At 73.7% G+C, this 26,063-nt stretch carries 23 protein-coding genes; 5 read left to right on the top strand and 18 right to left on the bottom strand.

Annotated features, from left to right (window positions below):
- Positions 1–872: 872 nt before the first annotated feature.
- From ACIP82_RS11595 to ACIP82_RS11580, 4 genes are all read right to left on the bottom strand, one after another.
- Positions 873–2,678, bottom strand: coding sequence for a GMC oxidoreductase (locus ACIP82_RS11595; protein ID WP_400653082.1), 1,806 nt, complete (start codon positions 2,676–2,678; stop codon positions 873–875).
- A gap of 69 nt (positions 2,679–2,747) precedes the next feature.
- Positions 2,748–4,391, bottom strand: coding sequence for a succinic semialdehyde dehydrogenase (locus ACIP82_RS11590; RefSeq protein ID WP_400653081.1), 1,644 nt, complete (start codon positions 4,389–4,391; stop codon positions 2,748–2,750).
- A gap of 100 nt (positions 4,392–4,491) precedes the next feature.
- Positions 4,492–6,225 (bottom strand): protein kinase, encoded by a 1,734-nt coding sequence (locus ACIP82_RS11585; RefSeq protein ID WP_400653079.1) that lies wholly within the window; start codon positions 6,223–6,225, stop codon positions 4,492–4,494.
- Positions 6,226–6,382: 157 nt separating this feature from the next.
- Positions 6,383–7,477 carry a protein kinase gene (locus ACIP82_RS11580; RefSeq protein WP_400653077.1) on the bottom strand — a complete coding sequence of 365 codons (1,095 nt, stop codon included), beginning with the start codon at positions 7,475–7,477 and terminating at the stop codon, positions 6,383–6,385.
- 57 nt (positions 7,478–7,534) lie between these two features.
- Here ACIP82_RS11580 and ACIP82_RS11575 point away from each other — a divergent pair, with 57 nt between their 5' ends.
- Entirely contained in the window at positions 7,535–8,071 is a 537-nt protein-coding gene (locus ACIP82_RS11575; protein ID WP_400653075.1) for an SHOCT domain-containing protein, read from the top strand.
- Positions 8,072–8,080: 9 nt separating this feature from the next.
- Here the strand turns inward: ACIP82_RS11575 and ACIP82_RS11570 are convergent, their stop codons facing one another.
- The gene (locus ACIP82_RS11570) at positions 8,081–10,090 is read right to left on the bottom strand and encodes a protein kinase (protein WP_400653073.1); all 2,010 of its coding nucleotides are present in this window, start codon (positions 10,088–10,090) and stop codon (positions 8,081–8,083) included.
- 251 nt (positions 10,091–10,341) lie between these two features.
- On the opposite strand from ACIP82_RS11570, the gene ACIP82_RS11565 reads away from it, so the two are divergent.
- Entirely contained in the window at positions 10,342–10,908 is a 567-nt protein-coding gene (locus ACIP82_RS11565; RefSeq protein ID WP_400653071.1) for a hypothetical protein, read from the top strand.
- Positions 10,909–10,975: 67 nt separating this feature from the next.
- Here ACIP82_RS11565 and ACIP82_RS11560 read toward each other — a convergent pair whose 3' ends face one another.
- The 4 genes from ACIP82_RS11560 to ACIP82_RS11545 all read right to left on the bottom strand — a co-directional run bounded on the left by ACIP82_RS11560 (position 10,976) and on the right by ACIP82_RS11545 (position 15,721).
- Positions 10,976–12,103 carry a GuaB3 family IMP dehydrogenase-related protein gene (locus ACIP82_RS11560; protein WP_363605544.1) on the bottom strand — a complete coding sequence of 376 codons (1,128 nt, stop codon included), beginning with the start codon at positions 12,101–12,103 and terminating at the stop codon, positions 10,976–10,978.
- Positions 12,104–12,312: 209 nt separating this feature from the next.
- On the bottom strand, positions 12,313–13,815 hold the full coding sequence (guaB, locus tag ACIP82_RS11555; protein WP_363605543.1) for an IMP dehydrogenase: 1,503 nt from the start codon (positions 13,813–13,815) through the stop codon (positions 12,313–12,315).
- A 251-nt stretch (positions 13,816–14,066) separates the two neighbouring features.
- Positions 14,067–14,771, bottom strand: a complete 705-nt coding sequence (locus tag ACIP82_RS11550) for a sigma-70 family RNA polymerase sigma factor (RefSeq protein WP_363605541.1) — start codon at positions 14,769–14,771, stop codon at positions 14,067–14,069.
- A 338-nt stretch (positions 14,772–15,109) separates the two neighbouring features.
- Positions 15,110–15,721, bottom strand: a complete 612-nt coding sequence (locus ACIP82_RS11545; protein WP_014136228.1) for a response regulator transcription factor — start codon at positions 15,719–15,721, stop codon at positions 15,110–15,112.
- A 559-nt stretch (positions 15,722–16,280) separates the two neighbouring features.
- On the opposite strand from ACIP82_RS11545, the gene ACIP82_RS11540 reads away from it, so the two are divergent.
- Positions 16,281–16,607, top strand: coding sequence for a WhiB family transcriptional regulator (locus ACIP82_RS11540; protein ID WP_363605540.1), 327 nt, complete (start codon positions 16,281–16,283; stop codon positions 16,605–16,607).
- 77 nt (positions 16,608–16,684) lie between these two features.
- On the opposite strand, the gene ACIP82_RS11535 is transcribed toward ACIP82_RS11540, so the two are convergent.
- The 3 genes from ACIP82_RS11535 to groES all read right to left on the bottom strand — a co-directional run bounded on the left by ACIP82_RS11535 (position 16,685) and on the right by groES (position 19,905).
- Positions 16,685–17,692, bottom strand: coding sequence for a LysR family transcriptional regulator (locus ACIP82_RS11535; RefSeq protein ID WP_400653067.1), 1,008 nt, complete (start codon positions 17,690–17,692; stop codon positions 16,685–16,687).
- Between the two features lie 141 nt (positions 17,693–17,833).
- Positions 17,834–19,465, bottom strand: a complete 1,632-nt coding sequence (gene groL / locus ACIP82_RS11530; RefSeq protein ID WP_363605537.1) for a chaperonin GroEL — start codon at positions 19,463–19,465, stop codon at positions 17,834–17,836.
- Between the two features lie 134 nt (positions 19,466–19,599).
- A complete protein-coding gene (groES, locus tag ACIP82_RS11525; RefSeq protein ID WP_014136232.1) occupies positions 19,600–19,905 on the bottom strand; it encodes a co-chaperone GroES in 306 nt (101 codons plus the stop codon).
- A 279-nt stretch (positions 19,906–20,184) separates the two neighbouring features.
- Here groES and ACIP82_RS11520 point away from each other — a divergent pair, with 279 nt between their 5' ends.
- Positions 20,185–21,402: a methyltransferase domain-containing protein gene (locus ACIP82_RS11520; protein WP_400653064.1), complete on the top strand. Its 1,218-nt coding sequence runs from the start codon at positions 20,185–20,187 to the stop codon at positions 21,400–21,402.
- Here ACIP82_RS11520 and ACIP82_RS11515 read toward each other — a convergent pair.
- From ACIP82_RS11515 to tsaB, 5 genes are all read right to left on the bottom strand, one after another.
- A complete protein-coding gene (locus tag ACIP82_RS11515) occupies positions 21,384–22,298 on the bottom strand; it encodes a polysaccharide deacetylase family protein (RefSeq protein WP_400653063.1) in 915 nt (304 codons plus the stop codon). The two genes, ACIP82_RS11520 and ACIP82_RS11515, sit on opposite strands and share 19 nt — an antisense overlap.
- A gap of 75 nt (positions 22,299–22,373) precedes the next feature.
- The gene (locus tag ACIP82_RS11510; protein WP_400653061.1) at positions 22,374–22,640 is read right to left on the bottom strand and encodes a hypothetical protein; all 267 of its coding nucleotides are present in this window, start codon (positions 22,638–22,640) and stop codon (positions 22,374–22,376) included.
- On the bottom strand, positions 22,637–23,740 hold the full coding sequence (gene tsaD / locus ACIP82_RS11505) for a tRNA (adenosine(37)-N6)-threonylcarbamoyltransferase complex transferase subunit TsaD (protein ID WP_363605533.1): 1,104 nt from the start codon (positions 23,738–23,740) through the stop codon (positions 22,637–22,639). Before tsaD ends, ACIP82_RS11510 begins: the two co-directional genes overlap by 4 nt.
- Positions 23,733–24,218: a ribosomal protein S18-alanine N-acetyltransferase gene (gene rimI, locus ACIP82_RS11500; protein WP_363605795.1), complete on the bottom strand. Its 486-nt coding sequence runs from the start codon at positions 24,216–24,218 to the stop codon at positions 23,733–23,735. The genes tsaD and rimI overlap by 8 nt, the downstream gene beginning before the upstream one ends.
- A gap of 23 nt (positions 24,219–24,241) precedes the next feature.
- On the bottom strand, positions 24,242–24,898 hold the full coding sequence (gene tsaB, locus ACIP82_RS11495) for a tRNA (adenosine(37)-N6)-threonylcarbamoyltransferase complex dimerization subunit type 1 TsaB (RefSeq protein WP_400653059.1): 657 nt from the start codon (positions 24,896–24,898) through the stop codon (positions 24,242–24,244).
- Positions 24,899–25,070: 172 nt separating this feature from the next.
- On the opposite strand from tsaB, the gene ACIP82_RS11490 reads away from it, so the two are divergent.
- Positions 25,071–25,643 (top strand): hypothetical protein, encoded by a 573-nt coding sequence (locus ACIP82_RS11490; RefSeq protein WP_400653310.1) that lies wholly within the window; start codon positions 25,071–25,073, stop codon positions 25,641–25,643.
- A 10-nt stretch (positions 25,644–25,653) separates the two neighbouring features.
- Here ACIP82_RS11490 and ACIP82_RS11485 read toward each other — a convergent pair whose 3' ends face one another.
- The gene (locus ACIP82_RS11485) at positions 25,654–25,857 is read right to left on the bottom strand and encodes a hypothetical protein (protein WP_363605531.1); all 204 of its coding nucleotides are present in this window, start codon (positions 25,855–25,857) and stop codon (positions 25,654–25,656) included.
- Positions 25,858–26,063: the final 206 nt, after the last annotated feature.

Below are 26,063 nucleotides of genomic sequence, written 5' to 3'. Positions count from 1 at the left end.
ACGACCGCGCCGCGCCCGCCAGGTGCGCCGCCTCCGCCCCGGCAGGGGCGCTGCCGTACGGGCTTGCAGGACCACGCGTGGAGCTCATCCCAGTCCACCGGCGCGCGTGGCGCCGCCGCGGTCCCGGCCCCGCCGGGAGCGGTGCGCCGTGGGACCGTGCGCCGGTGCGGCGGTCGGCCAGCAGGGGACAGCGAACCCGGCCGCGACTGGAATCAGGAAGGTGGGGCGGTCGGTCCCCGGGGACGCCCGGAGGCCGACCGTCGCACCCCGGCGCATGCCCTTTGCCGTCCCACGCCGCTACGCGCGTCCCCGTGCGCTCCGGCCGACCACCATCACTACGCACCGTGATCACCGCTGTGCCCGTCGGAGCCTCCCACGCGGACGGGCACAGCCCTCCCGAACCGGCCGGGCCGAAAATGGACTGTACCGAAGTACGCCGAATCGGTTGCAGAACAAGCCCTTCGTCCAGCACGATGCTGCTTGGAAGCAGTTCTCCCGGCGGGCCCGAGGCCCTTCGCGGAGGCCGTCCCCCGATGCCGCCAAGACCCGAGGCGGCAACGATTTTCACCTCACGCTCCGTGAGCGAAGGCCCGGCGCAGACACGCGCGCCGAACCGCCGCGCCGCGAGCGTGCGCGCCCCGCGCGACCGGCCCATCCACGCCGGAGCCGCGACGGCGCGACCCAGAATCCGACCGACCCGACGGCGCTCCTCCCCCGGCGCCGTCACCTCCAGCACCGGCGCCGCCCTGACGCCGAGTGCTGAGCGACAAAGGGCCCCGTTCCCCCGCGGGGCCCTTTGCCCTGTCCGGGCCCGGGCCGGCCTGGTCCCGACGGCTCGGGGTCACCGCGGACCCTGCGGCGGCACCGGCCCTTCAGGGCCGCTTCCTCGGCACCTCCGGCACGGCGAGCAGCGGCAGCCGCAGCGCGCCGAAGGCGTCCTGCGGAACGGCCGGCCGCACCGGCGCCACCGGGGCGACCCGCCGGTACTCCTCGCCCGGGGCCGGGCGCGGGTCCTCCTCGCCCTTGTTGGGCCACATCGACATCGCCCGCTCGGCCTGCGCGGTGATCGTCAGCGAGGGGTTCACCCCGAGGTTCGCGGAGACCGCCGAGCCGTCCACCACGCTGATCCCGGGGTGCCCGTGCAGCCGGTGGTACGGGTCGACCACGCCGCTCTCCGGGGTGTCGCCGATCGGGCAGCCGCCGAGGAAGTGCGCCGTCATCGGGATGTCGAAGATCTCGCCGACGGTGCCGCCGGCGAAGCCGTTGATCTCGTCGGCCAGCGCCCGGGCGCCCTGCTCGGCGGCCGGGATCCAGGTCGGGTTGGGCGCGCCGTGGCCCTGGGTGGACGTCAGCCGGCTCCTGCCGAGGCCCTTCTTCTTCAGCGAGACGGTGATCGAGTTGTCCAGGGACTGCATCACCAGGCCGATGATGGTCTTCTCCGACCAGCGGTGCTGGTCCATCGACCGGGCGAAGGTCACCGGGTGCCGGGCCGCCGTCCCCAGGTAGCGCAGCCAGCGCGGGGTCCGGCCACCGCCCTTGACCTGCATGATCGACAGCGCGCCCATGGCGTTGGAGCCCTTGCCGTAGCGCACCGGTTCGATGTGGGTGTTCTCGTCCGGGTGGATCGATGAGGTGATCGCGACGCCCCGGGTGAAGTCCGCCCGGGAGCCGTACCGCCGGTCCGTGGTCTGCGCGCCGACCAGCGCCTCGGAGTTGGTGCGGGTCAGTTCGCCGAGCCGGCCGGAGATCCGGGGCAGGTGGCCGCCGTCGCGCATCCGGTGCAGCAGCGACTGGGTGCCGTAGGTGCCGGCCGCGACGACCACCCGGGCGGCGGTGACGGTCCGCGCCCCCGCCTTCACCCGGTCGGTGGTGGAGCGCGCGTCGGTCCGGCGTATGTCCACCGCGTAGCCCGGGCTCCCGTCCGCGCCCCGGTGCTCGCGGATCCGGGCCACCGTGGTGAGCGGGTGGATCTCGGCGCCGCCGCGCTCGGCCAGGTACAGGTAGTTCTCGGTGAGCATGTTCTTGGCGCCGTGCCGACAGCCGGTCATGCACTCGCCGCACTCCACGCAGGCCCGCCGCTTCGGGCCGGCGCCGCCGAAGTACGGGTCCTCGGTCTCGGCGCCCGGAGCCACCCTGGCCCTCCCTTCGGCGTCCTTTCCGTCACCGAAGAAGACCCCGACCGGCGCCAGGTGGAAGGTGTGCCCGACGCCCATCCGCTCGGCGGCCGCCCTGAGGTGGACGTCGGACGGGGTGACGGTCGGGTTGAGCCGCACCCCGAGCATCCGCTGCGCCTGGTCGTAGAAGGGCGCCAGCTCCTCCTGCCAGTCGGTGATGTGGCGCCACTGGCGGTCCTCGAAGAACGCCTTCGGCGGCACGTACAGGGTGTTGGCGTAGTTCAGCGAGCCGCCGCCGACCCCGGCGCCGGCCAGGATCAGCACGTTGGCCAGCAGATGGATCCGCTGGATGCCGTACAGGCCGAGCCGGGGGGCCCACAGGTAGTCGGCCAGGGCCCAGGAGTTCCGGGGCAGTTCGTCGCGGTCGAAGCGCCGCCCGGCCTCCAGGACGGCCACCCGGTAGCCCTTCTCGGTCAGCCGGAGCGCGGCGACCGAGCCGCCGAAGCCGGAGCCGACCACGACCACGTCGTAGTCGAAGTCCGCCGCACCGCTGGACCCCACCATGTGCCACCGCTCCTTCGGGAAAAGAACTGACGTCGGGGACGGACCGGACGAGCCGCCCGGCGGGCGCGGCTACCGGAAGCGCAGCGCCTTCAGCACCCGCAGCCCGCCGGTGAACACCGCGGCGAACTGCCGGTCGTCCAGGCCGAACGCGGGCGCGAGCGGCACCAGCCGCTGGCCGGCGATGGTCTGCGCCTCGGTGAACCGCAGGATGCCGTCGGCGCCGTGCCGCCGGCCGAGCCCGGACTCCCCCATCCCGCCCATCGGCGCGGAGACCGAGCCGTACGCCGCCGCGTAGCCCTCGTTGATGTTGACCGTGCCGGTGCGCAGGCGGGCCGCGACGGCCCGGCCACGCCGCGAATCCCTCGTCCAGACACTGGAGTTCAGCCCGTACGCGGTGGAGTTGGCGGCGGCCACCGCCTCCTCCTCGGTGTCGAAGCGGTAGACCGAGACCACCGGGCCGAAGGTCTCCTCGGCGCAGACCGCCATCTCCGGGGTGACGCCGTCCAGGATGGTCGGCTCGTAGAAGAACGGGCCGAGGTCCGGCCGGGCCCGGCCGCCGGCCAGCACCGTGGCGCCGCCCTTGACCGCCTCGTCCACGTGCCGCGTGGTGGCGTCCAACTGCCGTACCGAGACCAGCGATCCCATGTCCGCGCCGTACGCGAGGCCGCCGCCCAGGCGCAGCGCCCGGGTCCGCTCGGCGAACCTCGCCAGGAACTCCTCGGCCACCGAGCGGTGCACCAGCAGGCGTTCGATCGCGATGCAGAGCTGGCCGGCCGAGGAGAAGCAGGCCCGGACGGCGCCCTCGGCGGCCCGGTCCAGGTCGGCGTCGGCGAGCACCAGCATGGCGTTCTTGCCGCCGAGTTCGAGCGAGGCGCCGACCAGCCGGGCGGCGGCGCGCTGGGCGACGTCCCGGCCGGTCCGGGTGGAGCCGGTGAACGAGACGTAGTCGGCGTGCTCGACCACGGCCGGGCCGACCACCGGGCCGTCGCCGACCACGATCTGCCAGAGGTCGGCCGGCAGCCCGGCCTCGACCAGCAGTTCCCGGGCCCAGAGCGCGGTCAGCGCGGTCTGCGTGTCCGGCTTGTTGACCACCGCGTTGCCGGCCACGAAGGCGGGCAGGGCGTCGCCGATGGACAGCTCCAGCGGGTAGTTCCAGGGCGAGATGTGCCCGATGACACCCTTGGGCCGGCGGGCCTCGACCGCCCGGGTCAGCACCGGCAGCGCCCCGCCGTGCCGCTTGTCGCGCAGGTACGCGTGGGCGGCGCGCCCGTAGTGCCGGGCCGCCATGGCGACGGCCAGCACCTCCTCGAAGGCGTGCAGCCGGGCCTTGCCGGTCTCGGCCTGGATCAGGTCCAGCACCTCGTCCTGTCGCTTGAGCAGCAGGTCGTGGAAGCGCAGCAGGACGGCGGCCCGGCGGCGCACCGGCAGCGCGGCCCAGGCGGGCTGGGCGCGCCGGGCCAGCTCGTACGCGACCTCGACGTCGGCCGGGGTGGACTGCGGCAGGCTCGCCAGCCGCTCGCCGGTCAGCGGGGCGACGGTCTCCACCAGGTGCGGCTCGCCGGTGGCCGTGACGCCGCCGGCCAGACGGGAGACCAGCGAGGCCGGGACGGCCGAGGCGACGGTGCGGCCGCCGCCGGGCGCGACCGGGTTGCGGGCCGCCGAGCCGTCGCCGGTGTGCTCAGTGGCCGCTGCATCTGCTGTGAGGTCCGTCATACGGCGCAGCCTAGGCGCTCGGCGGCCGGTTCGGTACCCGCCGGTAACAAGAAACCGCCCGTGTCGGGCGCGCGCCGCCGCGCGCGCCCGCCGAACGGGTTCAGCGGGTCGGGGTGAAGTCGTTGAGCACCGTGGTGAACCGCCGCTCGCCCTCGGGCCAGTCCGCGTCCGGGCAGGACAGGTAGACGGCGTAGCCGGTGCCGTCGCCGTCGATGAACTCCGCCTCGATCGCCCGCCGCCGGCCACCCTCCTTGGCCGCGTAGCTGAACTCCCAGACCGCCGCGTCGTGGCCGTTCACCCCGACGCTGGTCAGCTTGTGCTGGCGGTAGTCCTTCAGCTTGGAGACGGTGGTCTCCATCTGCCGCAGGTGCTCCAGCGGCTTGACCGACTGGCCGACGGTGACGGCGAACTGCAGGTAGTGCGTCTTGTTGTCGGGGCTGTAGAAGATCTGGTTCGCGTTGTCCGTGCTGCGCTGCCAGGCCGGGGTGGCGACCGGCAGCGGGAAGCGGAAGCCCGCCGGGTCGTCCACCCAGCGGTAGCCGGGGGGCGCCGGTTCCGCGTTGCCGGGGGCGCCGGCCTTCGGCTCGCCGGAGACGGCCGGGTTGAGCTCCGTGACCGGGGCGTCGTGGTGACGGGTCACCAGGAAGGTGGCCCCGGCCGCGAGCACGGCGACGGCCAGGCCGATCAGGGCGAGCCGCAGTACGGTGCGGCGCTTGGCCGGGCCGCGCGCGGGCGCGACGGGGTGCACCACCGGCGCGGTGGGCCCGGTGGGTACCTCCACGGGCGCCGGGGAGCCGACGACGGCGCCGCCCGCGCCGTCCGTCCCGTCCACCCCGCCCGCGCCGTCCGCCCCTGCCGCGGCCGGCTGCGACCCGGTCGGTGGCTCCGGCTCGACGGCGGAAGCCGACTCGGACGGCTCCCCGTTGCGGTCCACCAACGGCACCGACCGGGTCGGCATCTTGAGCGGCGCGACGGCCTTCAGGCCGATGGTGTGCCCGGCCTGCACCTCGGCCAGCATCCGGGCCGCCTCGTCCGCGGCCGGACGGTCGGCCGGGTCCTTGGCCATCAGCGCGGCCAGCACCGGGCCCAGCGGCCCGGCCCGGCGCGGCTCCGGCAGCGGCTCGGCCACCACGGCGGCCAGGGTGGTCAGCGGCGAGGTCCGGCGGAACGGCGACTCGCCCTCCACCGCGGCGTACAGGGTCGCCCCGAGGCCCCACAGGTCGGAGGCCGGTCCCGGCCGCTCGCCCTGGGCCCGCTCCGGCGCCAGGTAGTCGGGCGAACCGACCAGGTCCCCGGGCCGGGTCAGCTCGGCCGAGCCCTCGTAGGTGGCGATCCCGAAGTCCAGCAGCACCACCCGGCCGGTCCCGCGCTCCAGCAGCACGTTGGCCGGCTTCACGTCCCGGTGCAGTACGCCCAGTTGGTGGCCCCGGTGCAGCGCGGCCAGCACCTGGCTGCCGACCTCGGCGACGGCGCGCGGCTGCAAGGTGCCGTCCTGGCTGATCACGTCGGCCAGCGAGCGGCCGTCGACCAGCTCCATCACGATCCACGGGCGGCCGTCCTGCTCCAGCACGTCGTGGACGGTGATCACGCCGGGGTGCTTGATCCGGGCGGCCGCGCTGGCCTCCCGCTTCATCCGGGCGTGCAGGATCTGCAGCTCCTCCTCGGGGAGGTGACTGACAGTGAGCTCCTTGACCGCCACCTCGCGGTCCAGCATCCGGTCCCAGGCCCGCCAGACCGTGCCCATCCCGCCCCGGCCGAGCCGGTCGCCCAGCTCGTAGCGCCCGGCCAGCAGCCGCTCCACCTCGGCCGCCTCCGGCCGGTCCTGCACGCCCATCGGCGACCGCTCCCCCTCATCCACCGCCGTCACCGCGACGGAGGGCCTGGTGCAGACCACAGTTCGAACAAATCCCACGCACACACTAGGCGCACCGCCCCCACCCCGGTAATCACCCCCGTCCGCCGTACCGCGACGGCTTCCCGGGCGGGCACCGTCAGCCTGCGAACAGCACCACAGCCGCCACCCCGAGCACCAGCAGCAGGAACACCCCGGCGACCAGCAGCGGGCCCAGCAGCGCCGGCGGCACCCGCGGCGGCCGGGCCGGCTCCGGGCCGGTCTCCGCCGCCACCGGCTCCCGGCCGGGCCCGCCCCGGCCGCGCCGACGCGGTGTCAGCGGCACCAACGGGCCCTCCGGCTTCACCGTGAGCAGCCCGGCCGCCCGTTCCTCGTCGACCGGCTCCGGCGCGCCCGCCAGCAGGTCCGCCAGCTCCCGCTGGATCTGCGCCGCCGTCGGCCGCAGCGCCGGATCGGGCTGGAGCAGCCGCTCCACCAGCGGCGCCAGCGGCCCGCACACCGCGGCCGGCTCCCGTCGCCCGTCGCGCACCGCCGTCACCAGCTCCGGCACCCCGTGGTCCGGGAACGGCGAACGGCCGGTCACCAGCCGCTGCATCAGCACGCCGAGCGCCCAGCAGTCGCCCGCCGGGCCGCCGTCCAGCGGCCAGCGCTCCGCCACCGGGCCGACCAGGGTGGCCCGCACCTCGTACCGGCGGCGCCCACCGGGCCCGCCCAGCTCCTCGGCCAGCGCCTCCTGCGCCACCCCGGACAGCAGCCCGCCCAGCAGCGCCGCGCCGTCCTCGCAGACCAGCACCGACTCGGTGGTCAGGTTGCCGTGCGCGAGGCCCGCCTCGTGCAGCGCCCGCAGCGCGCCCGACAGGTCCGCCGCCACCTCGGCCACCCGGTACGGCGGGACCGGCCCGGCCGCGGCCTGCTCGGACAGCGGCACCCCGGCCGTCCACTCCTCGACCGTCCAGAGCAGCTCGCCCTCGACGAACGCCCCGACCCCCTGCAGCAGCCGGGGATGCGTCGCCGCGGCCGCGCCCACCGCCCCCACCCGGCGGACCAGCCGCTCGCCCTGCTCGGGCACCGGGTCGTCGGGATCGTGACCGCTCGTCAGCAGGCCCGGCAGCTCCAGGCCGCGCAACAGGACGAGGGCTCCCGTCCGCTCGTCCACGGCGAGCGCGCGCGCCGCCTCCGGATGATCCGTCAGCCGGTAACGACCCGCCAGCATCTGCCCCGGGACCGCTCGCATGCGTGTTCCTCTCGCTCGCCGCCCAGCCTAATTGTCTGCCGCATTACGCTCGATCCCATGGACTGGACCGATCTGATCGACGCGGCCTTCGACGTGGCCGGCAACAACAACAGCGACACCCGGGCGGAGGCCCTGCGCACCGTCGAGGCGAACGTCGCACCCGACGAAAAGCCGGTCGCATCCACGGCCGGGCGCCATCCCGACCACTTCCGCAAGGGCGTGCTGGTCCTCACCACCCACCGGCTGCTCTTCCTCAAGGACGGAAAACCGCCGGTCCCGGTTCCGCTTTCGGCGGTCACGGACGCCACCGTGACCAGGACCCGGTTCAACGGCGAGGTGCTGCTGGTGGTCGCGCTCACCGGCTCGCACCGGTTCGAGGACGTGGCCAAGGCCGAGGTCTTCGCCGAGCAGATCCGGGCGGCCGCCCGGCTGTCCCGTAACGCTACGCCCAAGTCCCTCGCCCCCGCCCCGGCCGCCGCGCCCTCCACCGGTACCGAACTGCTCGACCAGCTGGAGCGGTTGGCCGCCCTGCACACCGCGGGGGCCCTCACCGACGAGGAGTTCGGCCGCGCCAAGCAACGCCTGATCGGCTGAGCACCCCGGCTACGGCGCGGGCTGGAAGGTCGCGAAGGCGGTCTCCCTGGCCTGGACGTTCTGCGGTGCGTTCCAGTCCGTGTCCGGGGTGGTCCAGTAGATGGCGTAGCCGTACTTGGCCGGGGTGCCGGTGACGAAGCCCCGGTTGAGCGAGTGCGTGCGGGGGCTGCCGGACGTCCACTCCCAGTCGGCGGCGTTGGTCCACTCGCGGTAGTTGACGGCCTGCAGCGCCACCCGCTGGTAGTTGGTGACGCGGCCGCGGAGCCCGGGCTCGGACTCCTTCCAGTCGGCGAGGGCGTCCGGGCCTGGGCTGGTGGTCCACTCGACGGTCAGGGTGCTGCCGCCGCCCTTGAAGATGTGCCGGACGGAGTCGGAGCCGGCCGATTCCAGCCAGTCCGGCAGCACGATCGAGAAACCGGACGGGTCCTTGTACGCGTGGTACCCGGCCGGCACGGCCGCACCGGCCGGGGCCGGCGGGGTCGGCGGGGCCGACGACGGCGCCGGGGCGGGCGGGGCGACGGTCTGCTCGGCGGGCGTGGTGACGGCGGACGGCGTGGTCGAGGCGGTGCTCGGGGCGGCGGGCGTGGTCGCCTCCGGGGCGCCGCTCGCCGGTTCCGTCCCGGCCGGGGGCGTGTCCGCCGGGGGCGTGTCCACCGGCGGGGCGTCCGCGCCGGTCGACAGCCCGACGGTGACTCCGGATCCCTGCGCCGCCCCGTTGTCGGAGCCGCCGAACGCCCGCACCAGCGCCACCGCCCCGGCGATCAGCAGCAGCACCAGTACCACCGCGACCACGGCCAGCCGCCGCCGGCCCTTGCGCGGGTCCGCGCCGGCCGCCTGGGTCGCGCCCAGGGTCCACTCCCCGCTCACCGGCTGGACCGGCTCGGGCCCGGCCGCGGCCTCCGCCGCGGCGACGGGCTCCTCGTCCTTGGCCCGGCTGCCCACCCGGACGGTGCCGAGCAGCCCGCCGACCGGCCGCTTGCCGGTGGCCCCGCCCGCGTTCTCGGTGTTCTCGGTGTCCTCGCCGCTCCCGGCGTCCTTGCCGTCCTCGCCGGCGCCCTTGACGTCCCCGGCGTCCTCACCGCTGCCGGACGCGCCCTGGCCGGCCGCACCGGTCACCCCGGCCGCACCCGCCACACCCGCCGCCCGCACCGGCATCGCGTGCTCGGTGGTCGACTCGGCCCGCGCGGTGTCCTCGGCGACCACCCGCTTGAGCATCGACCGGGTCTGCGAGGCGTCCAGCCGCTCGACCGGGTCCTTCGCCAGCAGCCCCTCGATCACCGGCAGCAGCGGGCCCGCGTTCGTCGGCGTGGTGAGCTCCTCGGTCATCACCGCCGTGAGGGTGGCCAGCGCCGAACCCCGGTCGTACGGCGGCCGGCCCTCGACCATCGCGTACAGCGTGCCGCCCAGCGACCACAGGTCGGCCGGCGGGCCTGGCTTCTGCCCCCGGGCCCGCTCCGGCGAGATGTACGAGGGCGCGCCGACCAGCATTCCGGTGGAGGTGACCGAGGCGTCGCCCTCGACACTGGCGATGCCGAAGTCGGTGAGCACCACCCGGCCGTCCTCGCCGATCAGCACGTTGGACGGCTTCACGTCGCGGTGCAGGATGCCGAGCGCGTGCGCGGCGCTCAGCACCCCCAGCACGTCGAGCGCGATCTCGGCGGCCCGGACGGGCTCCAGCGGCCCGTCCTCCTTGATCACGTCCGCCAGCGAGCGGGACTCGACCAGCTCCATCACGATCCACGGCCGGTCGTCCTCGTCGACCACGTCGAAGACGGTGACCGCCGAGCTGTGCCGGATCCGCGCCGTGGCCTTGGCCTCGCGCAGCGTACGGACGATCAGCCGGTGCTTCTCGTCCTCCTCGACGCTGGCGTTCATCCGCAGTTCCTTGACCGCGACGATCCGGCCCAGCATTTCGTCCTCGGCGCGCCAGACGGTGCCCATACCGCCGCGCCCGAGCACCGCGTCCAGCCGGTAACGGCCGGCCAGAAGGCGGCCGGTGGAACCCTGCGCCTGGGTCATTCGGAACGTTCCCCCATGTGCTGCTGGCGGTCGAGGTGACGGCGCGTCGGCCCGGCGTCGGGCCCGAACGCCAAGCCTCCATCATCCCCTGTCCCGAGGGCCCTCGACCACCCGGCCCCCGGCCACACCTCCGGCGAACCGGACGACGGTCGCGCTCCGTGCCCGATCTGTGATCGAAACCCCTGTCCGGCCGGGCCCGGGCGCTGCTAGCGTTCGGCAGCTCACAGTCTTTCCGGGGGGATTCGACGCCCATGACCGCACCCACACCGGGCGCTGACGGCCAGTCGGGACGGCCACGAACGGCTCAGCACTACTCGGTCGCGCCCGAACCGGACACCCCCGAGGGCTATGTCGCCCCCGGTATGCCCGGCGCCCCGGTGGCCGGTTACGAACCCGCGCCCGCGCCCGCCGCCGACGGCCGGCACCACCGCACCGGCCTGGCCGCCGCGACCGCCGCCGCCGCGATGCTGCTCGGCGCCCTGGCGTACGGCAGCGCGCCGGCCCGGGTGCAGGACACCATCGGCTGGCTGGCGATCGCCCCGGCCGCCGCCGTCGCCTGGCCGCTCGGCCGGCTGGGCGGCCACAGCCGGGTCCTGCCGCTGCTCGGCGCGGCGCTCGCGGCCGGCGCGCTCTTCCTCGGCCAGCTGCTGGGCCAGACCCGGCGTCTGCACGAGCTGGCGGGCACCCCGTACGGCGAGCTGCTCGGCGACGCGCTGACGCTCTGGCGCGAGGACCGCCGGCTGCTGGACGTCGCCTTCTACGGCATCGCCCTGATCGGCGGCTTCATCCTGACCCGCCGCACGGCCTCCCGGGACTGACCCGGAGCGACGAGGCCCCCACCGGGCGGTGTCCGGTGGGGGCCTCGTCAACCGTGCGTGACCGGGCTCAGCGGTGGTTGAGCGCCGGGTTGACGGTCACCTCGACCCGCTGGAACTCCTTGAGCTCCGAGTAGCCGGTGGTGGCCATGGCACGGCGCAGCGCGCCGAACAGGTTCATGGTGCCGTCGGGGGTGTGCGACGGGCCGGTGAGGATCTCCTCGGTGGTGCCGACGGTGCCGAGGTCCACCCGCTTGCCGCGCGGCAGCTCCTCGTGGACGGCCTCCATGCCCCAGTGGAAGCCACGGCCGGGGGCGTCGGTGGCCCGGGCCAGCGCCGCGCCGATCATCACCGCGTCGGCGCCGCAGGCGATGGCCTTGGCCAGGTCGCCGCTGTAGCCGACGCCGCCGTCCGCGATCACGTGGACGTAGCGGCCGCCGGACTCGTCCATGTAGTCGCGACGGGCGGCGGCCACGTCGGCGACGGCGGTGGCCATCGGCACCTGGATGCCGAGCACGCCGCGGGTGGTGTGGGCGGCGCCGCCGCCGAAGCCGACCAGCACGCCGGCCGCGCCGGTGCGCATCAGGTGCAGCGCGGCGGTGTAGGTGGCACAGCCGCCGACGATGACCGGGACGTCCAGCTCGTAGATGAACTGCTTGAGGTTGAGCGGCTCGGCGGCGCCGGAGACGTGCTCGGCGGAGACGGTGGTGCCGCGGATGACGAAGACGTCGACACCGGCGTCGACGACGGCCTTGGAGAACTCTGCGGTGCGCTGCGGGGAGAGCGCGGCGGCGGTGACCACGCCGGAGTCGCGCACCTCCTGGATCCGCTGCTTGATCAGCTCGGCGCGGATCGGCGCGGCGTAGATCTCCTGCAGGCGGCGGGTGGCGGCGGCCTCGTCGTCGAGCCGGGCGATCTCGTCGAGCAGCGGCTGCGGGTCCTCGTAGCGGGTCCACAGGCCTTCGAGGTTGAGCACACCGAGACCGCCGAGGCGGCCGATGGTGATGGCCTGCTGCGGGGAGACCACGCTGTCCATCGGGGCGGCCAGGAACGGCAGCTCGAAACGGTAGGCGTCGATCTGCCAGGCGATCGAGACCTCCTTCGGGTCCCGCGTACGACGGCTGGGGACGACGGCGATGTCGTCGAAGGAATACGCCCGGCGGCCGCGCTTGCCTCGCCCGATCTCGATCTCAGTCACTTCGAGCCCTTCTGGTTTGTTGCTCGTACCCGCCGGGTCACCCCGGCCGTCCCCAGTATCCCGCACGCGCTGTTACTCGCGCGCTCGCCTCCGGGACGCCCCTTCGGCTCGGCACGCTCCTTCGGCTCGGCGAGGGGCGCGTCCCTCCCGGCGCAGGAGCCGGACACGCCTGAGGGGCCCGCGGTGGCGGGCCCCTCGGGCGGACGGTGTCAGCGCGTGGTGTAGTTCGGCGCCTCGACGGTCATCTGGATGTCGTGCGGGTGGCTCTCCTTGAGGCCCGCCGAGGTGATCCGGACGAACCGGCCCTTGCTCTCCATCTCGGCGATGGTGGCGGCGCCGACGTAGCCCATGGTCTGGCGCAGACCGCCGACCAGCTGGTGCAGCACGGCGGACAGCGGACCGCGGTAGGGCACCTGGCCCTCGATGCCCTCGGGGACGAGCTTGTCGTCCGAGGCCACCTCGGCCTGGAAGTAACGGTCCTTGGAGTACGAGCGGCCCTGGCCGCGGGACTGCATGGCGCCCAGCGAGCCCATGCCGCGGTAGGACTTGAACTGCTTGCCGTTGATGAACTGCAGCTCGCCCGGGGACTCCTCGCAGCCGGCCAGCAGCGAGCCCAGCATCACGGTGTCGGCGCCGGCGGCGAGCGCCTTGCCGATGTCGCCGGAGTACTGCAGGCCGCCGTCGCCGATCACCGGCACGCCGGCCGCCTGGCAGGCGAGCGCGGCCTCGTAGATCGCGGTGACCTGCGGGACGCCGATGCCGGCGACCACCCGGGTGGTGCAGATGGAGCCGGGGCCGACGCCGACCTTGACGCCGTCCACGCCGGCGTCGATCAGCGCCTGGGCGCCGTCACGGGTGGCGACGTTGCCGCCGACCACGTCGACCTTGACGGCCGACTTGATCTTGGCGATCCAGGCCAGCGCGTTGTGGCTGTGCCCGTGCGAGGTGTCCACGACCAGGAAGTCCACCCCGGCCTCGACCAGGGCCTGGGCCCGGTCGAACGCCTCGGCGCTGGCGCCGACGGCGGCACCGACCAGCAGCCGGCCCTCGGCGTCCTTGGCGGCGTTCGGGTACTTCTCGGCCTTGACGAAGTCCTTGACGGTGATCAGGCCCTTGATCCGGCCCTCGTCGTCGACCAGCGGGAGCTTCTCGATCTTGTGGCGGCGGAGCAGCCCGATCGCGTCCTCGCCGGAGATGCCGACCCTGCCGGTGATCAGCGGCATCGGGGTCATGATCTCGCGGACCTGGCGGCTGCGGTCCGACTCGAAGGCCATGTCACGGTTGGTGACGATGCCGAGCAGCTTGCCCGCCTCGTCCGCGATCGGCACACCGCTGATCCGGAACTTCGCACAGAGCGCGTCGGCCTCGGCCAGGGTGGTCTCCGGGCCGACCGTGATCGGGTCGGTCACCATGCCGGACTCGGAGCGCTTCACCAGGTCGACCTGGTTGGCCTGGTCCTCGACGGAGAGATTGCGGTGCAGGACGCCGACGCCGCCCTGGCGGGCCATCGCGATCGCCATCCGCGACTCGGTGACCTTGTCCATCGCCGCGGAGAGCAGCGGGATGTTGACGCGCACGTTCCGGGAGACTCGCGAGGAGGTGTCGACCTGGTTCGGCAGCACCTCGGAGGCCCCGGGCAGCAGCAGGACGTCGTCGTACGTGAGCCCGAGCATCGCGAACTTCTCGGGTACGCCTGCGGCGTTGTAAGACATTTCGGGGTACCTTCCGTGGCCGGCCTATTCCGCTCGCGCCCTGAGGGTGGGGGCGCTGTCATCGCTCACTCGCTCAGGCCGCCGAAACGCTCGGTGCCTTGGAGGAACCTCCAGGGGAACCCCGCCCGCACCCACGAAACTTTGGCGACCCGCCCAGGCGCCGATACCCCATCGTACTGGCACCGCGAATGTGTCCTCGTGTGCCCTTGACAACACCGGCCGCCCATGAGCCATTCCGCCCCGGGCCAGGATCAGGAGGACTCCTCCGCGAGCGCCCGCAGCCGGCTGAGCGCCCGGTGCTGCGCGACCCGGACGGCGCCGGGCGACATCCCGAGCACCTCGCCGGTCTCCTCCGCCGACAGCCCGGCGGCCACCCGCAACAGCACCAGCTCGCGCTGACGGGCCGGCAGGTTGGAGAGCAGTTCCTTGGCCCAGGCCGCGTCGCTGCTCAGCAGCGCCCGCTCCTCCGGGCCGAGCGCCTCGTCCGGCACCTCGGGCAGGTCGTCCTGCGGGACCACCGTCGAGCCGGGCCCGCGCATCGCGGCCCGCTGCAGATCGGCGATCTTGTGCGCGGCGATGCCGTAGACGAAGGCCTCGAAGGGCCGCCCCTGGTCCCGGTAGCGCGGCAGCGCGCAGAGCACCGCCACGCAGACCTCCTGGGCGACGTCGTCCACATGGTGCCGGGCACCACCCGGCAGCCGGACCAGCCGGCCCCGGCAGTACCGCAGCGCCAGCGGGTGGACATAGGCGAGCAGCGCGTCGATCGCCGGGCCCTCGCCGCGTACGGCGGCCGCGACCAGCTCGCCGACCAGCGGCGAACTCCCGCCGCCGAGCACCGGCGGACGGCCGGGGCCTGCCTCGCCGGGATCCGCGTACGACGCGTCGTGGCCCGCGCCGGAGGGCTCGGCCTCCACCGGGTCCGCCTCGCCGGGAGTACCGGCCACGTCGTCACGCATCGGTCCATGGTGCCTGGTCGAGCGGGAAAACGCGGCACCGCGTCCGGAGTTGTGCACCGGAACGTTATGCGGTGCGGCATCGTACGCCACACCGTCGCGCACCACCGGCCCCTCCTGCACCGTGCCGCCTCCCGCCCCGCCGCCGTCGGTGGTCCTGTCCGTCGCGCTGTCCGCCGAGTGTCCTGCGGCCGTGTGGTTCGCCGCAGTGCCTGTCCGCTGGTCCCCGAGGTGCTCCACTCCTCCATGGTGCAACCTCGGGACCGTAACGTCACACGCCTGTGCGGGGCCTGTCCTGGGAATCGCGAGCAGCGCGCCGCGACCGGCGGGGCCGCCGGTGGTCAGCGGACCAGGCCCCAGCGGAAGCCCAGCGCCACCGCGTGCGCACGGTCCGAGGCGCCGAGCTTCTTGAACAGCCGCCGGGCGTGGGTCTTGACGGTGTCCTCGGAGAGGAAGAGCTCGCGGCCGATCTCGGCATTGCTGCGACCGTGGCTCATACCCTCCAGCACCTGGATCTCACGCGCCGTCAACGTGGGCGCCGCGCCCATGTCGGGGCTGCGCAGCCGGCGCGGGGCGAGCCGCCAGGTCGGGTCGGCGAGGGCCTGGGTGACGGTGGCCCGCAGCTCGGCGCGCGAGGCGTCCTTGTGCAGGTACCCGCGGGCGCCCGCGGCCACCGCGAGGGCGACGCCGTCGAGGTCCTCGGCGACGGTGAGCATGATGATCCGCGCGCCCGGGTCGGCGGACAGCAGCCGGCGGACCGTCTCGACCCCGCCGAGGCCGGGCATCCGGACGTCCATCAGAACGAGATCGGAGCGGTCGGCCACCCAGCGGCGGAGGACCTCCTCCCCGTTCGTCGCGGTGGTGACCCGGTCGACACCGGGTACGGTCGCGACCGCGCGGCGAAGCGCCTCGCGGGCAAGCGGGGAATCGTCGCAAACGAGAACGGAAGTCATGACCGTCGTCCTCCGCAGCTGATCCGCGTCACGTTGAGCCTCCTGGCTGGTACGAATCTCTCCGACACGGCCGGTCGACGACGGACTCCGGGCCGATCGCCGCTACTCCCCGCGATCGTTCCCGACATCCGGCGCCCGCTTGCCGCCTCCGCACTTCCAACGACCGTCACTCGAATGAGTTACGGCTTTCAGAGCCATCTCCACCACTGTACGTGGCCAACCCATTACCGATCAGCCGCATCGCGGTGCACACGCCGCACTTTTGTGCCGCTCGCGCGCGGTCGGCGTACGACCCGCACACGGGTACGGAGTCGCGCGCGCCCGCGGGCCACCCGATTGCCACGTCCGCGCCCGCCGGAGCCCATGCCCTCTTTGCCCTTTTTTATAGCTTTTCTACGGTCATTGACTGTTGTGCCACTCTGTGGGTGACTTGTCCATGGAGTTGCCTTAAGTCATATTTCCAGGTGTCCACACCAGCGCATCGAAGCCTCGCCGCGCCGCACAGCAACACCCCGCTGGGGCCGGCCGGCGGCCGACGAGCCTCTGAAGGGAATGAGCCATGGCAGATTTCTCCCGCCTCCCCGGCCCCAACGCGGACCTCTGGGACTGGCAGCTCTCCGCGGCCTGCCGCGGCGTGGACAGCTCGCTCTTCTTCCACCCCGAGGGCGAGCGCGGGGCCGCGCGCAGTTCGCGCGAGGCCAGCGCCAAGGAGGTCTGCATGCGCTGCCCGGTGCGCACCGAGTGCGCCGCGCACGCGCTGGCGGTCCGCGAGCCGTACGGCGTCTGGGGAGGTCTGACCGAGGACGAGCGCGAGGAGATGATGGGCCGCTCGCGGCACCGTCTGGTAGAGGTACCGCTGGTCGCGCCGACGGGGGTACAGCACTAATCGCAAACCCGCGCCACGCCGTGGAGAAACGTTTCTTCGCGGCGCTTCAGGCCGCTCTGGCGCCGTACGACCCCGGGTCAGCGTCCGCCGGCCGCGCCCGCCAGCCGCTCCAGCATCAGCGCCACGGCCGGCACCTCCGCGAGGTCCGGCAGGGTCAGGGCGACCACCTGCCGCACCGCCGGCGCCCCCGAGGCGGTCCGCACCGGCACCGTGGACACGCCGTCAGGGCGCACCGACTCCAGCGCCAGCCCCGGCAGCACCGCCACCCCGAGCCCGGCCGCCACCAGGCCGACCACCGCCGGGTAGTCGTCGGTCGCGAAGTCGATCCGGGGCTCGAAGCCCGCCCCCGCGCACAGCTCCACCAGATGCCCCCGGCACTGCGGGCAGCCCGCGATCCACTGCTCCGCCGCCAGCTCCGCCAGCTCCACCGGCCCGCCGCGGCGCCCCGCCAGCGGGTGCGCGGCGGGCAGCACGCCGACCATCGGGTCGTCCAGCAGCGGGGTGACCACCAGGTCGGACCAGTCGGTGACGGCGGTGAGCTGCTGCGCCTCCAGGTTCGCCTCCGCCCGCGCTTCGCGCGGCACGCCGTGCGCGGGCGGCGCCGGCAGGGCCGGGGCGGCCCCGGCCGCCTGCGGGTAGCGGAAGGCCAGCGCGATCTCGCACTCCCCGCCGCGCAGCATCGCCAGCGACTCCGGCGGTTCCGCCTCGACCAGCGACACGCGCACCCCCGGATGGCCGTCCCGCAGCCGGGCGACGGCCGGCGGCACCAGGGTGGAGCTCGCGGTCGGGAAGGAGACCAGCCGCACCCGGCCGGCCCGCAGCCCGGCGATCGCCGCGACCTCCTCCTCGGCGGCCGAGAGCCCGGCCAGGATCCCGGTGGCATGCTTGAGCAGCACCCGCCCGGCCTCGCTGAGCTGCATGCCCCGCCCGGACCGGACCACCAGCGGGGTGTCGACGGACTTCTCCAGGGCCTTCATCTGCTGGCTGATGGCAGGCTGCGTACAGCCCAGCTCGCGAGCGGCCGCGGAGAAGGAGCCGGTGCGGGCGACGGCACGCAGAACGCGCAGATGGCGGGCCTCGATCATGACTCAGTTATAAGGCAAACTTTGCTATAAGCAAAATTCATCTGATAGTTGAATCCCGAAGCAGACCACCGGCCCATACGCCGCAGGCCCGGCCCGCGTCCCCGAGGGGAGCGGACCGGGCCTGCGGTCACTGATCAGACGTCAGTGGGAGTGGCCGTGGCCACCGTGCGAGTGACCGTGACCGGCCTCCTCGTCCTCCTTCTTCTCCACCACGAGGGTCTCGGTGGTGAGCAGCAGGGAGGCGATCGAGGCGGCGTTCTCCAGCGCGGAGCGGGTGACCTTGACCGGGTCGATGACGCCGGCCTTCACCAGGTCGCCGTACTCGCCGGTGGCGGCGTTGTAGCCCTGGCCCGCCTCCAGCTCGGCGACCTTGGAGGTGATGACGTAGCCCTCCAGGCCGGCGTTCTGGGCGATCCAGCGCAGCGGCTCGGCCAGCGCCTTGCGGACGACCGCGACACCGGTCGCCTCGTCGCCCGACAGGCCCAGGCCGTCCTCCAGCACCTTGGCGGCGTGCACCAGGGAGGCACCACCGCCGGCGACGATGCCCTCCTCGACCGCGGCACGGGTCGCCGAGATGGCGTCCTCCAGGCGGTGCTTGCGCTCCTTCAGCTCCACCTCGGTGGCGGCGCCGACCTTGATGACGCAGACGCCGCCGGCCAGCTTGGCCAGGCGCTCCTGCAGCTTCTCGCGGTCCCAGTCGGAGTCGGTGTTCGCGATCTCGCCCTTGATCTGGGCGACGCGGCCGGCCACGGCCTCGGTGTCACCGGCGCCGTCGACGACGGTGGTCTCGTCCTTGGTGATGGTCACGCGGCGGGCGGTGCCCAGCACGTCCACACCGGCCTGGTCGAGCTTGAGGCCGACCTCCTCGGAGATGACGGTGGCACCGGTCAGGGTGGCCAGGTCGCCGAGGATCGCCTTGCGGCGGTCGCCGAAGCCCGGGGCCTTGACGGCGACCGCGTTGAAGGTGCCGCGGATCTTGTTCACCACGAGGGTCGACAGCGCCTCGCCGTCGACGTCCTCGGCGATGATCAGCAGCGGCTTCGAGGAACCGCCCTGGAGGATCTTCTCCAGCAGCGGCAGCAGCTCCTGGATGGAGGAGATCTTGCCCTGGTTGATCAGGATGTACGGGTCCTCCAGGACCGCCTCCTGCCGCTCCGCGTCGGTGACGAAGTACGGCGACAGGTAGCCCTTGTCGAACTGCATGCCCTCGGTGAAGTCCAGCTCCACGCCGAAGGTGTTCGACTCCTCGACGGTGATGACACCGTCCTTGCCGACCTTGTCGATCGCCTCGGCGATCAGCTCGCCGACCTGGGTGTCCTGCGCGGAGAGGGACGCGACGGCGGCGACGTCGTCCTTGCCCTCGATCTCGCGGGCGATGGAGAGCAGGTGCTCGGAGACGGCGGCGACGGCCTTGTCGATGCCCTTCTTCAGGGCGGCCGGGCCGGCGCCGGCGGCGACGTTGCGCAGACCCTCGTTGACCAGGGCCTGGGCCAGCACGGTGGCGGTGGTGGTGCCGTCACCCGCGACGTCGTTGGTCTTGGTGGCGACCTCCTTGACGAGCTGCGCGCCAAGGTTCTCGTACGGGTCGTCCAGCTCGACCTCACGGGCGATGGTGACACCGTCGTTGGTGATGGTCGGGGCGCCGAACTTCTTGTCGATGACGACGTTGCGGCCCTTGGGGCCGATGGTCACCTTGACGGTGTCGGCCAGCTTGTTCACACCGCGCTCCAGCGAGCGGCGGGCGTCCTCGTCGAACTGCAGGATCTTCGCCATGTTCCCTATTCCCTCGGGGCTGCGGCCGGCCCACCGACCGCTGAAACTACGTGAACCAACAACCACGCCCCGGGCCCCTGTCACTGGGACACGGATCCGGGGCGGGCTGGAACGTCTTGCTTCCCGACGTCGCGTTACTTCTCGATGATGGCGAGAACGTCGCGAGCCGAGAGGACGAGGTACTCCTCGCCCTGGTACTTCACCTCGGTGCCGCCGTACTTCGAGTACAGGACGATGTCGCCGACGGCGACATCGAGCGGCAGACGCTGGCCGTCCTCGAAGCGGCCCGGGCCGACGGCCAGGACGACGCCCTCCTGGGGCTTCTCCTTGGCCGTGTCCGGGATGACCAGGCCGGAGGCCGTGGTGGTCTCGGCGTCGAGCGGCTGGACCACAATGCGGTCCTCGAGCGGCTTGATGGCAACCTTGCTGCTGGTGGTCACGTCCGAGCTCCCCTTCGGAGATTACGGGGTTTTCTAACGGGTAGGGGCGAACCTGCGAGCCTGCCGTCGCGGGGGTCAGACACGCTTCATCGCGTTAGCACTCACCAGGTGGAGAGTGCCAAGGACGACCATAGGGTGCGGTTAGCACTCAGTCAACCAGAGTGCCAACGGCGCGCCCTCGTGTTGCGCGTGGCGCGGTGGGCCCACGGCGCACCGGGGCCTGCGGGCAGGCGGCCGACGACGCGTCGCGCCGGGCCCGGGACCGGGGAGAATGACCGGGTGGAGACCGAGAACCTGCAGCCCCTGCTGACCCCCGAGGGGCAGTCCCTGCTCGCCGAACTGCGTGAGTTCGCGCCCGAGGAGGAGCTGGCCCTGGCCACCCGGCTGCGGCGGGAGCACCCGGCCGAGCTGGTGTCGGCGGCGTTCGGGCAGGCCCGGCTGCGGCAGCGGGCCCGGGCGAAGTTCGGCCCGGACGCCGACCTGATGTACTTCACGCCCAACGGGGTCGAGCAGTCCACCCGGCGCAGCGTCGCCGAGTGGCGGGCGCGGCGCTTCGCCGGGCTGGGCGTGCGCCGGCTGGCCGACCTCTGCTGCGGCATCGGCGGGGACGTCCTGGCGCTGGCCCGGGCCGGGATCGAGGTGCTCGCCGTCGACCGGGACCCGGCGGCCTGTGCCGCCACCGCCGCGAACGCGGCCGCGCTGGGCCTGTCCGACCTGGTGGAGGTGCGCTGCGCGGACGTCGCCGACATCGATGTCACCGGCTACGACGCGGTCTTCACCGACCCGGCCCGCCGGACGTCACGCGGCCGGGTGTTCGACCCGGAGGCGTACGCCCCGCCGCTCTCCTGGGCGATCGAGGCCGGCCGCCGCACCCCGGTCGGCGCGCTGAAGGTCGCGCCGGGCATCCCGCACGAGGCCGTCCCGGCCGACGCCGAGGCCGAGTGGGTCTCCGACCACGGGGACGTCAAGGAGGCGGTGCTCTGGTTCGGCACCGGGGCCGGGCACCCGCACCGCGCCACCCTGCTGCCGCACGGCACCACGCTGACCGGCGGCGACCTGCCCGACCCGCCCGCCGGACCGGTCGGCCGCTACCTGTACGAGCCGGACGGCGCGGTGATCCGCGCCCACCTGGTCGCCGAGGTGGCCGGCCAGGTGGGCGGCCGGCTGATCGACCCGAAGATCGCCTACCTCACCTCGGACCGCCTGGTCGCCACCCCGTACGCGCACGCGTACGAGCTCACCGACGTGCTGCCGTTCCACATCAAGAAGCTGAAGGCGCTGCTGCGCGAACGGGCCGTCGGCACGGTGGTGATCAAGAAGCGCGGGATGGCGATCACCCCCGAGGAGCTGCGCCGGCAGCTGAAGCCGTCCGGGCCGAACAGCGTCACGGTGATCCTCAGCCGCACCGACCGGGGCCCGCTGATGATGCTGGGCCGGCCGGTGACGGCCGGGACGGCGGCGGATCAGGTGGCGGCGGATCAGGCCGGGGGCGCCTGAATGTAGTCCTCGAGCCGGGCCACCGCGAAGCCCTGCTCCTGGATGCGGGCCAGCATCTCGCCGAACATCTGCGTCATCGTCTCGCCCTTGAGGTCCTTCGGGCCCCGGAAGTGGGCGAGGACGATGTCGCCGGGCTTCAGCTTCTTGTCCGCCGCCTGGTACTGCATGTCGTGGATCTGCATCGACTCGCGCCAGAGCACGATGGCCCGCGGTCCGCACTGCTGCACCGAGCCGTTCAGCGCCAGGGTGTTGGCGCCGTCCCCGTAGGGTGGGCGGAACAGCAGCGGCGCGGTGCCGTACTGCTGGGTGAGCGCGGACTGGGCGTCGCAGATCTCGGACTTCTGCTTCTCCGGCGGGACCTTGCTCATCTGGGCGTGGTCCACGGTGTGGTTGTGGATGTGGTTGCCGAGCGCCTGGAGCGGCTTGAAGTAGCCGTAGTTGTCCTTGACGATGTCCCGGGTCAGGAACATCGAGACCGGCACCTTGAGGTCGGTCAGCATCTCGACGAACTTCGGGTCCTTCTCGGCGCCGTCGTCGATGGTGATGAAGACGACCTTGTCGGCCGTCTTCACATCGCTGAACACCGGTACGGTGCCGGTCCGTTCGAGTTTGATCGGCTTGTCGGCGGGCGCGGCCGGGGCGGGCGCCAGCGGCTTGAGGTTCCACTTCGCCCAGGCCGCCGGGTCCCCGGCGGCCGGTGGTGCGGCGGGCGTGGTGGCCGCGGCGGCCGCCGGGGTCTGCGCGCCGCCGCCCGAGGGGTGGGCCGCGGTGGACGGTGTGCCGCCGGCCGCCGCCGGCGTACCGCCACCGCTGCTGCCGCACCCGGTGGCGGCGGCCAGCAGCGCCAGCGCCCCCACCGCGTACGTCTTCGTCCTGCTCCGCCCGTACTTCTTCACCGCGCCGCGCTCCCCGGATCCGTCCAGCCGTCTCGCCCTAGAGCACGGTAGCGGCCGGCGCGGCGGTTCCCGTCCTCATGGCTCGACGTGCTCGCTGGTGAAGGACCAGCGGTGCACCGGGCGGCCGAGCAGGCCGGCCGGCGGCTCGGCGAGCGGAACGGGCTCGCCGGTCCACCAGGTGATCAGCAGCACCCGCTCGCCCGGGGCGCTGAACAGCTCGGTGCGGACCAGACCGGCCGCGCCGCGCAGGGCGGGCAGGGCGACGGCGTGCACCCAGGCGGTCAGCTCGGCGGCCCGCCCGTCGGCGGCCCGGGCCTCCCACATCGCGGCGGTGGTGCTCACCGGCCACCGCCGAGGGCCTGGTAGGCCTGGCCGTGGACGTCGCCGTGCCCGGACGCCACCGCCGGTACGTGCGTCTCGGTGACGGGCAGCGAGGAGTCGGCGGAGAGGTCGAAGGCGGACGGCGCGCGGTCCCGCCAGACCATCTCGGCGCCGAGCGCGGCGACCATCGCGCCGTTGTCGGTGCACAGGCCGGGGCGCGGCACCCGCAGCCGGATGCCCGCCTTGTCGCAGCGCTGCTGGGCCATCTCCCGCAGCCGCGAGTTGGCCGCCACCCCGCCGCCGATCATCAGGTGGTCGACGCCGTTGTCCCTGCACGCCTTGACGGCCTTGCGGGTCAGCACGTCGGTGACCGCCTCCTGGAAGGACGCCGCCACGTCGGCGACCGGCACCTCCTCGCCGGCCCGGCGCTTCGCCTCCACCCAGCGGGCGACGGCGGTCTTCAGGCCCGAGAAGGAGAAGTCGTACTCCGGGTCCCTGGGGCCGGTCAGGCCGCGCGGGAAGGCGATCGCCCTGCGGTCCCCCTCGCGGGCGGTGCGGTCCACCACCGGGCCGCCGGGGAAGCCCAGGCCGAGCACCCGGGCGACCTTGTCGAAGGCCTCTCCGGCCGCGTCGTCGATGGTCGCGCCGAGCGGGCGGACGTCGCTGGTGATGTCCTCGCTGAGGAGCAGCGAGGAGTGCCCGCCGGAGACCAGCAGGGCCATCGTGGGCGACGGCAGCCGGCCGTGCTCCAGCTGGTCCACGCAGATGTGCGAGGCGAGGTGGTTGACCCCGTACAGCGGCTTGTCCAGCGCCCAGGCGTAGGCCTTGGCGGCGCTGACGCCGACCAGCAGCGCGCCCGCGAGGCCCGGGCCGGCGGTGACGGCGATCCCGTCCAGGTCGCCCGCCCTGACCCCGGCGGTGTCCAGGGCGCGCTGGATGGTCGGGACCATCGCCTCCAGGTGCGCGCGGCTGGCGATCTCGGGGACGACGCCGCCGAACCGGGCGTGGTCGTTGACGCTGGAGGCGACCGCGTCGGCGAGCAGCGTGGTGCCGCGCACGATGCCGACGCCGGTCTCGTCGCAGGAGGTCTCGATACCGAGGACGAGCGGTTCGTCAGCCATGGCGGGTGTCCTTCACGTCTTTCTGAGGCGCGTCCGTTTGCGGGTCGTCGAGGCGCATCACCAGCGCGTCGACGTTGGCGGGCTGGTAGTAGCCGCGCCGGATGCCGACCGGCTCGAAGCCGAAGCGCTCGTACAGCCGCTGGGCGCGCGGGTTGTCCACCCGCACCTCCAGCAGCAGTTCGGCGCAGCCCCGCCGGGCGGCCTCCTGAATCAGGTCGGTGAGCAGTGCCGCGCCGAGGCCGGCGCCCTGGTGGCGCTCGTCGACGGCGATGGTCTGCACGTCGCCCTCGCCGGCCACCGCCATCAGTCCGGCGTAGCCGACGACGGCGCCGTCGCGGGTGGTGGCGACGGTGTAGTGGCGGGTGCCGCCGGGGTGGGTCTCGGCCAGCTCGGACCAGTACATCCCGGTGGACCAGGCGTCCTCGGGAAAGAGCCGCAGCTCCAGTTCCATCACCGGCGCGATGTCCCACCAGCGCATCCGGCGCAGGGTGGTGTCGCCGTTCACGCCGGGAGCACCGCCTTGTAGCCGGCGGGCACCTGGGCGTCCGGGCGGCGCAGGTAGAGCGGGACGTTGGGGAGCAGCTCGCGCCCGGCGGCCAGCTCGGCGGCGGCGAAGGCGGCGAGCGCGCCGGCCGAGACGTGCTCGGGGCCGTGCGCGCCGGGGAAGGCGTCCGGGTAGAGCAGCGCGCCGGCGCCGACGGCCCGCGGCCGCGGGGTCAGCTCGGCCGGGCGGTCCACGGCGGGCCCATCGGTCCGGCGGCCCTCGGCGTCGTACGAGGCCCAGTAGACCTCCTTGCGGCGCGCGTCGGTGGCCACCGTGAACGGCTGCCCGGCCAGGCCCTCGGCCCGGGCCTGGTGGGCGATCGCGTCCAGGGTGCAGACGCCGTGCACGGGCAGGCCGAGCGCGTGGCCGAGCGCGGCGGCGGTCACCAGGCCGACTCGCAGGCCGGTGTACGGGCCCGGGCCGACGCCGACCGCGATGCCGGTGAGCCGGTGCTTGTCGACGCCGGCCGCCCGCAGCACCCGGTCGATGGCGGGCAGGAGCAGTTCGCCGTGGCGCCTGGCGTCGACCTGGTCGGTCTCGGCGAGGACGGCCGTGCCGTCGTGGACGGCGGCGGTGACGGCGGGGGTGGCGGTGTCGAACGCGAGCAGCAGCACGGGGTCAAGGTTAGACCGGTCGGCGGCGGTCGGGACGGCCGGACCTGCTCCGCCCGATCGACAGCGCGTTCCGTTTCGGAACACACGTCCGGCACGATGCGGGCTCGCCGGGTGAACCTGGCACGATGGGGCGGACGGTTTTGGACGGCGGTGGGAGCGGCACGTGGCGAAGATGGGTCCTGGAGTGGTGGTCACCGGGCTGACCCTGGGGGCCCTGGCGGTGGTGAGCCTGCTGGCCTTCCAGGCCAACGGTGCGCAGGACCGCGCCGGCGGCGTCCGCCCGAGCGCGAGCACGGCCTCGGTGTCGAACGATCCGGCCGCCCCGGCCACCCCGTCGGCCCCGGCCACCCCGACCGTCCCCACGCTGCCGACGACTTCCGGCAGCGGGCTGCGGGTCGTCTACTCGGTCGGCAGCCACTACGTCTGGCTGGTCGACCCCAAGAAGACCCCCCAGGTGGTGGCCGCCTTCGCGGTCACGCCGGGCACGGTGGAGCCGACTCCCGGCAGCTACCCCGTCTACAGCAGGACCCCGACCACCACGGGCACGGACGGGCGGCAGATCGAGCACGTGGTGCGCTTCGCCCAGCAGAACGGCGTCGTGTTCGGCTTCAGCGCGGCCGTGGACGGCGCCACGCCGACCACCGACCCGCAGGCCAAGACCGGCGGTATCCGCAGCAGCCGCGAGGACGGCCAGCTGCTCTGGGACTTCGCGCCGCGCGACACCAAGGTGGTCGTGATCGCCTGAGGCGGCTCGCTCAGGCGGCGCGCGGAGCCTCGGCGGGCACGGCCTCGACCGGCGCCGCCTTCCCGCGCTCGGGCACCGGCGGGGTGGACACCGCCTCCGCGGCCGCGCACGCGGCCAGCAGCGCGCGCATCGGCTCCCCCTGAGCGCGGCGGGCGGACTCTCCGGCTCCGGTGCCGCGCGGCGCGCGCTCCGGGGCGGGGGTGGTGCTCGACATGGCGCCTCCCTAGTTAGGCAGACCTAACCGCAGCACCCATCCCATCACGCCCGGCGCCCCGCCCGCAACACTTTCCCGACAACCTGTCGGGAAGACGCCCCGAAGACACGCCCTAGGCCCAATGCCGGTGACTTAATTCGTGTCTCGCTTGGTGATCGTGACGGTGGCTGGTTGGGGTGGTGGCCAGTTGCGGTGTTGGGCGCGTT

This window comes from Kitasatospora sp. NPDC088548 (assembly GCF_044753005.1).
Taxonomy (GTDB): domain Bacteria; phylum Actinomycetota; class Actinomycetes; order Streptomycetales; family Streptomycetaceae; genus Kitasatospora.
Note: the sequence above shows the minus strand (reverse complement) of the source record. Positions and strands in the feature narration are given on the sequence as shown.